The organism is Halorubrum sp. AJ67, assembly GCF_000513435.1.
Window position 1 is genome coordinate 323,202 of sequence record NZ_CBVY010000003.1, and the last position, 11,839, is coordinate 335,040.

An 11,839-nucleotide genomic window follows, 5' to 3' on the forward strand; every position below is an offset into this window, starting at 1 on the left:
AGCGCGAACAGTTTGAGACGCTTTATCGCCGTATCCAAGACGCGAAGGGTGAGTTTGACCTTGACCGGCTTCCCCCTGACGGCGAGCTATATGCTACACTCCTGTCTCTACATCCGCGCTTCGAGGTAGACGAGCAAGAAGGGACGTTGACCGAAAGCGACCAGTCAACAGGCTCGCCGCTGGTCGAAGCACAAGGGGACACCGACGACGGCGACCAAGAGCGGGAGGAACCCGATGTAGCCGTCTACAGTGACGCTCTGTTGCTCATTGACGCGCTCGAAAGGCATGATGTGACCACGCTCGAAGACGTGGAGACGCCCCCGCTCGTGAATCTGTACACCCTACTGTCGGACGTACAGAGAAACGCCAATGACTTGCGCCAAGACGTGCGGGCTGTCCTTCTTGACCGTCTACACCACGACCAGCCGGTGTCCGGTCAGTTCGGGTCTGTCCAACGGACCAGTCGTAGGAACCGGTCGCTCAAGGACGACGAGGTAGTGCTGAACGCGTTTGAGGCCGCCGGTATCGAACGGGAACGACTGACCACGGTGGACTCAAGCAAGGTAGACGACGCCCTCGACGTGACCGGACTGTCCGAGACGGACGTGTACGAGATTGAAGAGAGCGAATACGTTCGTAAGGCCGACGTGGACGAGGAAGAGAAAGAGACGCGCTTACAGGGACTCAAAGACCAACTCGCGGCCACCGAAGGCGAGGAAGCCGACGAACTCCGTGAGGAAATCGAAGACCTCGAAGATAGGATTGACGAACTGACGGAGTTCCGGAGTGGTCGGTCTTTCCATGACCCGGCTACTGGCAGATAGTCAGCGAATATTTTGGGGGCGTATCCCTGCCAAGCTGATTAACCAACACAGTCAGCGCTTCAGGGCGTGTTGTTGGTTAATAGCCGCCGCTCTAACCGACGAGATGGTAACTCTATGCTAACATAGAGCGCTCTCACGACTGTTTCGGGGCCTTGGGCGGCTTCAAGACCCACTATCGTCTACGTTCTTCTCAAAAAACGTCCGTGGTCCCGGCTTCTCTGATTCGGCCAGCCACCACACAGTGTTCCGTCCACCAATCTGCTTGCTTTCCAAGCGCCCCTCGTCGGCCAACGACCGGAGATGGTTGTAAGTCGCACGTCGTTTGAGCGGCACCTGTTCGGTCACTTCCGCTGTCGAAAGCACGGGGTCCTCCGTGTCTCGAAACAGGTCGATTATTTCGTCGTCACTTACCCTCGGTGTTGGCCCCGGTTTCGATTCTTCGCTCATACGGACTTCTATAGCCTGTAATCAGTTAACTATACCGTCCAAGGCAGTACACTTAATATCCGTGCCCTCCAAGGTATAGATAGGGAAGGACTCGTCTCTTGGGGCGTGATTCATGCGAAAACGCCCGGTGCGACAACACCGGACGAGGCCTTCTCACTTGGAGGCGACAAGGCCAATGGAAGATACGCACACGGAAGATAAAGAGTGTACTGAACAGCAGATACTTCGCCGCCTGCCGGGGTTCCACCTTGACTCCGGTTCGCCGTGTACCTGCGGCGTCGACGCCATCCGGACGAGCAAGTCGGTCGGCTATAGCGACTTCGTTGCGTACACCCACAGCTGTACCGAGTGCGGGAACGAGTTCGTCACCTACATTGAGGGGTAACAATGGCCGCTCTATCCCCTACCGATGTGGTCAACATACTCGACGCCGACGAACAGGTAGAAAAACGGGCGGCTTGGGAAGCGTTCGAGTTCGTGCTTCGCGGTGACGGCGACGTGGGAGTGACGAATGGGTCACATGAGGACGCCGACGAACACACTTATACCGTCCATGTCGAGAGCGGTATCCCGTCGGACTGTACGTGTCCCGCGTGGGAGTACCAGTCCGGAGTGTGTAAACACATGGTCGCGGTCGCTATTCGAGAGCCGGTCCTCGAAGCGGCCACCGAAGACCAACCAGTCCGCGCCGATGGGGGTATCACCCTCGAAGAGTTCGGTGCTGACGACGGCGACGACGACCGTCCCGAGGACTGTGAGTGCGCTCCCTCGATGGACAACCTACCCTGTTGGCCGTGCTACAGGGACGGGTTTGAGGAACCGAACGCCAATGCGGCGGGTGAGAGCGAATGACCCGACCGTCTCCGGCGGCGGCTCTGAACGGCGTACAGTGCGGTAACATCTGCTCGAAGTGTAATCAGGGAATCCGAACAGGTGATAAGGCCGTTATCTACGCGACCTACTACGACGCCGATGGGTGGGTCGTCCGGCGCGTATGGTGCGACGACTGTGGAAGTACGACAATCGGCCTGACGACCGACGGGGCCGACGAAGTAGTCGTCAGCGCTGTATACTGGTCGGGACGGCTTGTGGGGGTGACCACGGTAGACCGGAGCCGGGAATGAAATCAGTCGTCTTCGCCAGCGTCGGGGAACAGCTCTCGAACAATCCGAAGCCGCTGAAGTTTCTTGAGTTCGTTCCAGATTCGAGGACGCTTCTCTTCGGGAATTCCGTACAGGTCTAACGCCGAACGCTCGATTTCCCAATCCAAACCATCGTTTATCTGTTCATTGTCGCTCGTGGCTTCCTTGACTAATTCCACGAACTCGTCGTAGGCTTCCTTCTCGTTACGGTCATCGAAGTCAATTTTAGGTATTGGAAGCGACATAATGAACGTTTGCGTGTGTCTTGGGAATGATTGCCACTCTACAATACCCTGTGTTTTCGCATAGTAGTACAGCATAGTCCGGGTGTTCAACAATCCCAAAAAGAATTCCAAGTCGTACTGCTTGAACGAATTATCCCGGTCTTCTCGAAGCTTGAATACCAGATTCGCTTTCAATGCTCGTGCGTCGGTGTAGTCTATCGTTGCAAAGAAGCCGACTCCAGTACGACGGATTAGTAATTTCGGCGGTTCGAACCTCTCGTCGTCACGAAGCCATTGTCCGCGAATGTCGGTATCGATGTGCCCGCGACCAGTGATTCTATATCGGTTAATGTGTTCTCCGAAGTAGATAGGGTGGTCGTGGCTGTCCGTCTGTGTATCTGAAACGATGTTAGTAGTTTGAGCCGCGTCCTCAAACTCGTATTCTTCTCCGCAGTGGTTACACGTTTTTGCGTAGTAACCACCACCTTTAGATTCCGCACGCTTTCGAGGATACGTGTCCCATTCAAGACAGTACGGGCATTTCATTACCTTGCCGTCACGACCGGTTTCATCACCACGCCCGTTGTCGATAACATCATACCAGTCAACTGTTTCAGACTCCATTACATCCATAATCTCGTAGTCTGATTCAGCGGCCCACACATCGAAAGTGTAGTCTTCGTCTTCCAGATACCGAGATTGCTTCGTTGGATTCCTTTTTGTCTCAATCAGACTTGCTAAAGCCTCTCCACCAGTCCCCATCATCCGGTCACGGTCTTCCTTCATCAGCAGGGAAGCGTCTACAATGTGATTTTCTGTCGCTCCAGAGTTAGTGTATTGAAGAATCGCAGTAGCGGCGAAGACATCATCACCGAACACGCCCTCACCTAATTTGTGAATCTGCTCCAGTTGGTGGTTGGTTACAAGCCACTCCCGTAACGACTGGTATTCATCGTTAAATATTGAATCTGGTATAATGAAGCCGAGACTACCGCCCTCAATCAATAGGTCTTCACCTAACTCAATGAATAATTCATATGAATTGTACTGTCCTGTCGCTGACTCGAAACCTTGGTCACTCTCTAACCACGCGTCGTATTCATCTATTTCTGCGCCCCATGGTGGATTGCCAACAATCACGTCGAAGCCCCCCCGTTCTTCGAAGATGTTGTCAAACTCTTCTTCCCACTCGAACGTACCCATTTCTTCGGCTTCTTCTACCGAAATATCGAGAGTATCGGCCACATCTTCGGGAGAGCCATTCAGTAGACTGTTCCCCGAACGGATGTTGTCTTCGAGTATCGCTGGCAGTTTCTCGTCCTTCTTGAGTGCCTTCAGAAGCAGATTGACCGTCGCAATCTCGGTCGCTTGATAGTCCAAGTCCACTCCGAAAATGTTGTTCCGAAGGATATGGCGCTTGTAGTCGGACGACACCGTTTGAGCGGATGAATACTCCTGTATGGCCATGTCGCCATTGACCGACCGAACCAACGAACGGTACTCTTCGTAAGCGTCTACCAGCAGGTCGAACGATTTAATAAGGAAACTGCCGCTCCCACACGATACGTCCAAGACCGCTATGTCCTCAATAGCGTTGAACTCGGTACGAGCGGCTTCAAACTTCGGCTCGTCGCCTTCTAACTCTTCCCGCACGTTCGCCATAATCGCGTCAATCCGGTCACCTAACACGCTCTCAACGATGTATTCGACCACCGGAACCGGCGTATAGTAGATTCCCTCTTCACGTCGCTCGTCCGGGTGTTCGACCAGTTCCAAGTCCTCGGATTTGTCCTCAATGGCGTGGCCGAGGTAGTCCTCATAAATATTCCCGAGTACGTCAGCGTCGATGTATGAAAAGTTGTAGTTGTACAGCGAGTCGATAATGTCCAGTAGTACATCGTTCGATATGTCGTAGTCCTCGCACGGATGTTCCGCGAATAACTCCGAATTGTAGACCGAATCGAAGTCACGGAAAGCGTTTTTCAGGTCACGAACCAGTGTCCGCACGTCCGGATTAATTGTGGTCTGTTCCCACGACTTGGCCATGTTCAGTAACGTATCTGCTGGAATAACGCCACGGTCTTCCGCGGCTCGCATGACTACTACCCGGTCTAAAATACGCTGTACGCCGTCCCGAAGGTCGTCCATCGATAAGTCGGGGTGAGATTCGTGAACATCTTGGGTCAACCGACGCCGCGCTTCAGACAGAACATTCAGAATCTCTTCAGTAACGGTATCACGCTCTCGCGTTCGTTCCAACCGTTCGAGTGACCCATCGGCAACAGCGGCCTTCGAGAGATTCCCTAATTGTTCGAACCCATCTTCAGACGTGTATTCGTCTACTGTGAGCGTGAAAACCAGCCCGCTTTCGAGGTTGTCCTTGCTTACGTGCGTGAAGTAAAGCCGAAGTTCCTCGAAGTTGGTTAGGACGGCCCAATCACATCCTTGGTGCCACGCATAGTCAATCGCCTGTTCGACGTAGGACTGTGTTTCACCACTACCGACCCGACGACTCCCATCAAGGTCTTCAGAAAATGCCTTGGCCTCAATAAAGAACTGTTCGCGGCCATTCAGGCTCAATGCGTAGTCGGCGTCCCCGACAAGTGTCCGCTGTTCAGGTTTCACTTGGTCAGTAGTCGTATCCCACCCGAGCGCTCGAAGAAGAGGGTTAATGAACTGCTGGCGAACAGCGGCCTCTTTCATTTGCTTCCGCTCGCGGAGTGAGTGAGAGTGGTACCCGTCTACCAAGCCTTGAATGGCGTCCTTATCCATATCTTCGGTTTCCTGAACGCTCATATACGAAGTTACGCAAGGTCCTCGGCCTCGTCATATCAAACCATCGTAAAGGGGGTGAGTATAACGAAGCAGTCTACGACCTCTTCGACCTGACCGTTGACGAGGGCGAGGTTGCCAAGTCTCTCTTCAAAACTAATACCCTGTAGGCACTTGCCGCAAACATGGAATACTATTCTGACCTGAATGCGCTCCCTTACGACCCAGTTTTTGAGATTGAGTTCGAGTGTAAGAACTGTGGAAAAGAGTTCAGTCGGAAGTTCGACTCAAATGTCGAAGTCCGACCAGCGGGCGCAATTGGTCCAAATTTTCGCGGCATTGACGAAGTTCATGGCAACAGATACGTTGCGGTCATCGACGGCGACAAGTATCCAATTGAGTGTGACAACTGCGATATAGACACTTCGTTGTACGAACTAAATCGAGAACCATTGAACAAGTGAGTAACATGAGACACACATCGTGATTCCCCAACGAGAACCGTATCGTCATGTTCGATGGGGAGACGCTTTTCGTCACTTGACCGACCGAACTGACCAGCCTGTAGACCGAGACGACCTACGAACTCACCTCGAACATCGGTGGTTCGCTCTCGACGACCTCGAAGCCGACATAGACGAAGCAGTCTACGACCTGTTCGACTTGACTGACGACGAGCGCGAGATTGTCGAGAACTACTTGTCCATCTTCTGACTCGGCTGGCAGGTCACTCTCAATAGCCCTATCAGATTTGCTAAAGCGCCAATATCCCTATCAAGAGAGCTTCTATACTCGGTTTTGAGGATGAACCGGACTGACCTTTATTAGTGTTCCCAACGATTGCTGTAGTATGGCAGAGTCACAATATGCCAGTATTCCTGTCCGACCCGAAACCCGTGACTTGGTTCGGTCCCTGAAGAGAGGCGGCCAAGATTACGACTCGCTCGTCCGACAAATGTGCGACCAGTACGACCCTGACGAGACTGCCCACTGAACGGTGGTTCTCGTGAAGACGATTAGGGCCGGAGAGTTCACACACCTGACCGGCCCGACAGCCCCATTACACTACGAAAACCGACAATGACTGATACGAACCCGACCGACGTAACGTCTTCGGCGCAGAGTGTCTCTGCCATTGAAGTAGCGCAGGCTATTGAAGCAGAACCCGACGAGTGGATTCAAGAGAACAACCGAGTGATTGCTACGAATCCGGTAGGAGACGCGACCGCAGAGGAAATTCGCCGGGCTTTCGAGAACGACAATTTCCCTGACGGTACGCCGCTTTCTAACGCTACAGGGCTGGTCAGCAACCAGACCGTGAAAGACGCGTTCAGTGACTACCTCGCAAATCCGGACGATTGGCAGGTACGCGACAGACAGAACATCGACCCTTGGGCCACCATCTATGGCGCTTATGCGGACCCCGATAGAAGCGCGAAAACGGCTCGACAGAAGGCCGTAGACCAACTATTAGAGGACAGTCACATCGAATCACTCGAACGTGCTGGCGAGATAGTTCACTACAACGTCGAGACGGGAATCTACGAGGACGACGCCGAACGAATCGTGAGGGAACAATTGGAAGCGAAGTTACGCGAACACAATACCCGGAGTGAGGCCAAGCAAATCTTACACAAACTCGACAGTCAGCCCTCGATAGAGGAAGACGAGTTCAGCCCTGAAGGCAGGGTCTGCGTAAGGAACGGCGTGTTGGACGTTTCCGACCCATCCAATCCCGAATTGGACCCCCATAGCCCCGAATACAGATTCCGTGAGCGCCTCTCCGTTGAGTATGACCCCGAGGCTGGCTGTCCACGATTCAGGCGGTTCATCTCTAACCGAGTGGCCGAGAGCGACGTGGACAAACTTCAGGAATTTGTCGGCTACACGGCATTTCATCCGTGGGATATGCCCTATCACAGGGCACTGATGGTCGTCGGGCCGACCGCGACCGGGAAGAGTACCTTCCTCAATGTACTGACCGCGCTTCTCGGAGAAGAAAACGTGTCTCACCTCTCGATTCAGCAGTTAGCGAACGACGAGTACGCCCTCGCTCAAGCACACGGAACCTTCGCCAACATCAGCAACGACTTGGACGCGAGCGTAGTCGAAAACGTCGGGCGGTTCAAGAATATCGCCGCTGGCGAACCGGTAGACGCGAATCAGAAGTACAAGGAGTACCGTACTGTCCGAATGACACAGAAGCAGGTATACGCCACTAACCGAGTTCCCGAAGTCGAGGACGAAGACGACGCCTTCTATCGGCGGTGGCTTCACGTTCAATTCCCCGAGACGATTCCGCGCGACGAACGAGAGGAAGGAATCGAAGACGAATTGAAAAAGGAACTGCCGGGAATCCTAAATTGGGCGCTCGAAGGCTACGCTCGACTCATGCGGAACGAGGGCTTCACCAACGAACTCGGACGCGAACAAAAGCGTGACCTGTGGAAAGAGTACGGCAACACCATCGACCGCTTCGTGGACGACCGCGCTGAATTGGTCCCGGACACTGAACTGCCGAAGGACAAAATCTACTCTGCCTACACGGCCTTCTGTGCTGAAACAGGACGACAAGCGAAGCCGAAAAATTCGTTCTGTGACTACCTGACGCGGGAATACAACGTAGAAACGGCCCGTCCGACGTTAGGTGGTGAGCGAGTACACTGCTTCCGAGGTCTACACCTTTCTGACGCCGACGAGGACGAAGCCCCACAGCAGGATTCGCCGGATTGGCCCGACGAACTCGCCACGTCTGAATAGGTGGCTTCGTCCGGGGTGTTCAAGCTACTTCTCGAAAGTAGAGAGAATGAGAAGTAAAGAGAGAGCATAGAAAGAGAAGTTTCGCCGTTGACCTTGGACACCTTGGACGAGGGTTTTCATCGCTCTGTAGTTCATTTCGAGGGTTGGAATGAATTTGAAGTCCGGACCCCCTGAAGTGGTTTGGCACTCTCTTCGGTCATTCCCTATTCTGAAATGACCCCCGAAACAGGAGCTTTCTACTGCCCGCTAAAGCCGTTTTAGATAGGTCGAGAGAGCGTCATAGCGCCCCTCTACGAGCCACAGGGGCCGTCTCTCGGGGGGCCACCATCTCGTCACCATACCACCCCGACGGCGTCGTCGCCACAGCGAGCGCAGGCACCAGCAGAGCGCATAGAGAGGCAGGGGGCCAGTGGGGTATCCCCGAGGGCGGGGGTCTGGTAGGGGGGTGAGAGGCCGGGTGGCTGGCTCTGGTGGGGAACGGGGGGTCGTCGGCGTCAGTCGGGTCGGGACAACCGGGGGTAGGGGCGGGGGATTCGACAGGGGTCGATTTTCTCTGAAGCGCTCTCTGGCTCTCTTCAGGTTATCTTTTCGCGGGTGAATCGAGTGCGTTCGTGCCGCCCTGCTGGCCGCGTAGCCGGTCGTGACGGCCACCTTCGACGGTGTGGGAGTCACACGTCGGCGTCGGTCTTTGACGGCGAGAGGGTCGGACTGGCGAACGAGAACGGGCAGGTGGTGGCCGCCGGAGAGGGGCGAATTTCCGAGGTGTTGTGTACTGGTTCTTTAATACTATAAATAGTGTAATCTTGCGCCGCAGACACCGAAGTCGAACGATATGGCTACAATCTAAACAATCTCCACGTCCGACCTGTCGATGTAGTCGTCAAACCCGTTTAATGAATGTTGGTCGAAGATTCTACCCAAGTTTGCTTCTCGTTCGGTGAGCGTAGGCGTATCTCCATCTGATTGTCCACCATCAGGAACAGGAATATTGGCTCGACCACCATCGACACTGACTACCACGAATTGTTCTACTGGTGAATTTTGATAAGTAAGCCACCAAACATAACTATCTGTTTGACCACCTGCGCCCGGAACCCACGGCTCGTCAAAGTCCTGAACCGCCACTGCGCCTCGTTCAAGTCGAATGTTCACATCTTCCTCATAGACGTAACAAATGGTGTCCGGGTTAGAGGTCACGGAAACCTGCGGAGCAACCTGCTCAAAGTATTCCCATTGATTCGGAGTTGAGTCTCTGATAACACTGCGTACATCCTGAATGTGTGTCATACATTTAGTTATCATATGGTCAACTTATAAATGCTGTGTACAAGCGTATTACCCCACTATACTGCGAGTTCGTCCAGTCGGCCATAGGTCACGTCGTCGGGGTCTTCATTGGTCAGGCCGTATCGAGAGAGATACTTTTGGACGGTCGTCGCCGTACAGTCGAACTCGTCACGGGCCGCAATCTCACCCGCTGACAGGCCTTTCTCGGCATACAGGCGACGAAGAGTATCTTCATGACGCCACGGTCGAAGGACGCCGAGACGTTCCATGTGGACGGTCACATGGCTCTTCGAGACGCCTAACTCGTAGGCAATAGTACGGGCTGACAGTCCGCGCTCGTGATAGGCCCACTGAAGGAACTCGCGGTCTTTCCAAGGCTCGGTTTCAGGGACGCGCTTGTCAGGGAGACGGTAGGTCATGTACGAGGCTACGTGATTCATTAGATTAGGGTCTTCGACCCTTACGACTCGTTGGACATCGTTTCGCGGTGTTCCTTGATTACGGATAGAAACTCTTCGGCTTCATCCTCGCTAAACTCAAACTCTCTTTCGTCTACGTCACCCCGAGGGTCAACGTAACTGGCGGAGAATCGGTATTTCCCCTTCAGTTGGTTGAATACGTCATACAGGTCGGAGTTTCCCTGTCCCATCTGAACGAGGTCGGAGTATCGTGCCTGTACATCACTATGTCCTTCAGCAGACCACCCCAAGAAAATCACGTCAATCTTCATCATGCGTTCTGCCGCATGGAACGCATTTTCTACGAATCCACGCCACAGTTCGTTCTCTTCTGCATATTCTGCCATTTCGATGAACTGGTCGGCGGCGTCAATTAACGGGTCAGCGTAAGACCGGTTGTACCTGAAGTCGAAGTTGAAGTACCAGCCAAACTTTCCTAAATCGGCCACTATGACGTGACCATAGTCTTCCTGCTCTTCGTCTAATATCACCTCATCGAACCCCTGAATATCTCTTGCGTAAATGGGGTCGCCTTCCTCAATTTCTCGGTCGGTATCGATTTCCGCCATTATCCTCACTTCTGCGTCGTCATTCACCCTGACTTCAACATCGGAGTCACCAGACTCCAAATCCTCGAACTGTGAAAGAGCGAATGGGTTCTTAAGAAAGACTTGCCCCTTCTCGAAATCATTTCGCTCTAATCCCTTCTCTTCAAGAGCGTCTTCAAACCACAGTTCAAACGTGTTGTCGAGGAAGTTCTCAACGAACTCATCTGAATACTCAATCTCTTCCGACATAACGGAGATTCCACACGGAGTTCGTATATAATTTGGTTAACCCTAAAATCCGTATGCCGTCACCACAAGTCACAGGTGTAGGGTTACAGGTCCCCAATCAGGCGAGCCTGCGCGACCGCGAGGTTTTGTTCCTCTTCAGTCTCCGCGCCAGCCATGTCAATAGCTTCCTCTTCGTCGGCTGGAACGCGAATACCATCTTGATTCTGTTCGTCGCTCATACTTTGACTATCAACCGGGATACGTGAACTTCTTTCGTTGGTTGGGCGACCTATCCGGTGGTCGAAGGTTGTGTCCGTGGGAGTCTCTACGTGGTCGTCTATAAGAGTAATAGCAACAGACGGCGACCAGATTTTGGGCCTGTTCTTCGGAAATGACGCGAGTATATAAATCAGACCGGCAATTCACCCCTAAATTGCGGTCGACAGAATAAAGATAGGAACAATATCGGTGAGACTTATGAACCTATAATTTTATAAGTGCGAATCAACTATACTTGAGGTAGAAGGCGCATATCGGGTGATTACGGGGGCCTACAGGAAGCCGTGAGGCTACCGGTTTTCAAGACCGGCGCAATGGGCCGCTCTGCCATCCCACCACACGTGACTGCTCGGCGTCGGCCGACTAAGTCGTGTCGGATCCGACGAACGCGACCGCACCGCCGGGAGCCGACTCAGTCCCGCACCAACCGCTGCTCGCCGTCCTCGACGACGACGTCGAGGCCGTGTTGGTGGACGAACGCCGCGGTGTAATCGGGGACCACGCGCTCGGCGGCGAACCGCGCCCGGAGCATCGGCACCACGTCGAGAAGGTCTTCCCCGGTCTCCAGCGAGGGCGACGGCTCCACGAAGTCCACCGAGCGGTCGGCGTCGCGGCCGCGCTCGGCGAGCGTCGGCAGCGCGGGGCTTCGAACGCCCCGTCGAAGTCGATCGGTTCGGTGAAGCCGGCAAAGTAGGCCCGCCCGTCCGTCGACGGCCCGATCACGACCTCGGTCGTCCGGAGCTTCATCGCGGCCGAGTCGACGAGTCGTGTCGTATAACTTCGTATAATGTATGCTATACGAAGTTATTACCCAGTACGACCTGACGAGACTGCCACTGAACGTGTCTCGTGAAAGCGTATTAGGCCGAG

General features: G+C 53.9%; 14 protein-coding genes. 7 read left to right on the plus strand and 7 right to left on the minus strand.

Annotation, left to right across the window (positions count from 1 at the left end; genetic code table 11):
• Positions 1-824, plus strand: an 824-nt coding sequence (locus tag BN903_RS04980) for a hypothetical protein (RefSeq protein WP_048076649.1), incomplete at its 5' end; no start/stop codon positions are given.
• Between the two features lie 162 nt (positions 825-986).
• Here the strand turns inward: BN903_RS04980 and BN903_RS04985 are convergent.
• Positions 987-1,271, minus strand: coding sequence for a hypothetical protein (locus BN903_RS04985; RefSeq protein ID WP_048076650.1), 285 nt, complete (start codon positions 1,269-1,271; stop codon positions 987-989).
• 175 nt (positions 1,272-1,446) lie between these two features.
• Here BN903_RS04985 and BN903_RS04990 point away from each other — a divergent pair, with 175 nt between their 5' ends.
• The gene (locus BN903_RS04990) at positions 1,447-1,656 is read left to right on the plus strand and encodes a hypothetical protein (protein WP_048076651.1); all 210 of its coding nucleotides are present in this window, start codon (positions 1,447-1,449) and stop codon (positions 1,654-1,656) included.
• A gap of 2 nt (positions 1,657-1,658) precedes the next feature.
• A complete protein-coding gene (locus BN903_RS04995) occupies positions 1,659-2,123 on the plus strand; it encodes an SWIM zinc finger family protein (RefSeq protein WP_048076652.1) in 465 nt (154 codons plus the stop codon).
• Between the two features lie 274 nt (positions 2,124-2,397).
• Here BN903_RS04995 and BN903_RS05005 read toward each other — a convergent pair whose 3' ends face one another.
• Positions 2,398-5,433, minus strand: coding sequence for an Eco57I restriction-modification methylase domain-containing protein (locus BN903_RS05005; RefSeq protein WP_048076654.1), 3,036 nt, complete (start codon positions 5,431-5,433; stop codon positions 2,398-2,400).
• A gap of 161 nt (positions 5,434-5,594) precedes the next feature.
• Here BN903_RS05005 and BN903_RS16450 point away from each other — a divergent pair, with 161 nt between their 5' ends.
• The 4 genes from BN903_RS16450 (at position 5,595) to BN903_RS05010 (ending at position 8,169) form a co-directional block, all read left to right on the plus strand.
• Positions 5,595-5,873, plus strand: coding sequence for a hypothetical protein (locus tag BN903_RS16450; RefSeq protein WP_154018038.1), 279 nt, complete (start codon positions 5,595-5,597; stop codon positions 5,871-5,873).
• A gap of 76 nt (positions 5,874-5,949) precedes the next feature.
• Entirely contained in the window at positions 5,950-6,123 is a 174-nt protein-coding gene (locus BN903_RS16455; RefSeq protein WP_154018039.1) for a hypothetical protein, read from the plus strand.
• Between the two features lie 136 nt (positions 6,124-6,259).
• Complete coding sequence (locus BN903_RS17210; RefSeq protein WP_195155713.1) at positions 6,260-6,403, plus strand: hypothetical protein; 144 nt, start codon at positions 6,260-6,262, stop codon at positions 6,401-6,403.
• A gap of 86 nt (positions 6,404-6,489) precedes the next feature.
• Complete coding sequence (locus BN903_RS05010) at positions 6,490-8,169, plus strand: phage/plasmid primase, P4 family (protein WP_048076655.1); 1,680 nt, start codon at positions 6,490-6,492, stop codon at positions 8,167-8,169.
• Between the two features lie 668 nt (positions 8,170-8,837).
• On the opposite strand, the gene BN903_RS17215 is transcribed toward BN903_RS05010, so the two are convergent.
• From BN903_RS17215 to BN903_RS18305, 5 genes are all read right to left on the minus strand, one after another.
• Positions 8,838-8,987 (minus strand): hypothetical protein, encoded by a 150-nt coding sequence (locus BN903_RS17215; RefSeq protein WP_195155714.1) that lies wholly within the window; start codon positions 8,985-8,987, stop codon positions 8,838-8,840.
• A gap of 25 nt (positions 8,988-9,012) precedes the next feature.
• Positions 9,013-9,456: a hypothetical protein gene (locus BN903_RS16460; protein WP_154018040.1), complete on the minus strand. Its 444-nt coding sequence runs from the start codon at positions 9,454-9,456 to the stop codon at positions 9,013-9,015.
• Between the two features lie 56 nt (positions 9,457-9,512).
• Complete coding sequence (locus tag BN903_RS05015; protein WP_048076656.1) at positions 9,513-9,896, minus strand: hypothetical protein; 384 nt, start codon at positions 9,894-9,896, stop codon at positions 9,513-9,515.
• Positions 9,897-9,916: 20 nt separating this feature from the next.
• The gene (locus BN903_RS05020) at positions 9,917-10,711 is read right to left on the minus strand and encodes a HEPN domain-containing protein (RefSeq protein ID WP_048076657.1); all 795 of its coding nucleotides are present in this window, start codon (positions 10,709-10,711) and stop codon (positions 9,917-9,919) included.
• A gap of 83 nt (positions 10,712-10,794) precedes the next feature.
• Entirely contained in the window at positions 10,795-10,929 is a 135-nt protein-coding gene (locus tag BN903_RS18305) for a hypothetical protein (RefSeq protein WP_255331274.1), read from the minus strand.
• Between the last annotated feature and the right edge of the window lie 910 nt (positions 10,930-11,839).

Coding starts and splice junctions, on each gene's coding strand:
- BN903_RS16460 (WP_154018040.1), bottom strand. CDS start 9,456: ATGACACACATTCAGGATGTACGCAGTGTTATCAGAGACTCAACTCCG.
- BN903_RS05015 (WP_048076656.1), bottom strand. CDS start 9,896: ATGAATCACGTAGCCTCGTACATGACCTACCGTCTCCCTGACAAGCGC.
- BN903_RS04985 (WP_048076650.1), bottom strand. CDS start 1,271: ATGAGCGAAGAATCGAAACCGGGGCCAACACCGAGGGTAAGTGACGAC.
- BN903_RS04990 (WP_048076651.1), top strand. CDS start 1,447: ATGGAAGATACGCACACGGAAGATAAAGAGTGTACTGAACAGCAGATA.
- BN903_RS16450 (WP_154018038.1), top strand. CDS start 5,595: ATGGAATACTATTCTGACCTGAATGCGCTCCCTTACGACCCAGTTTTT.
- BN903_RS05020 (WP_048076657.1), bottom strand. CDS start 10,711: ATGTCGGAAGAGATTGAGTATTCAGATGAGTTCGTTGAGAACTTCCTC.
- BN903_RS05010 (WP_048076655.1), top strand. CDS start 6,490: ATGACTGATACGAACCCGACCGACGTAACGTCTTCGGCGCAGAGTGTC.
- BN903_RS04995 (WP_048076652.1), top strand. CDS start 1,659: ATGGCCGCTCTATCCCCTACCGATGTGGTCAACATACTCGACGCCGAC.
- BN903_RS18305 (WP_255331274.1), bottom strand. CDS start 10,929: ATGAGCGACGAACAGAATCAAGATGGTATTCGCGTTCCAGCCGACGAA.
- BN903_RS17210 (WP_195155713.1), top strand. CDS start 6,260: ATGGCAGAGTCACAATATGCCAGTATTCCTGTCCGACCCGAAACCCGT.
- BN903_RS05005 (WP_048076654.1), bottom strand. CDS start 5,433: ATGAGCGTTCAGGAAACCGAAGATATGGATAAGGACGCCATTCAAGGC.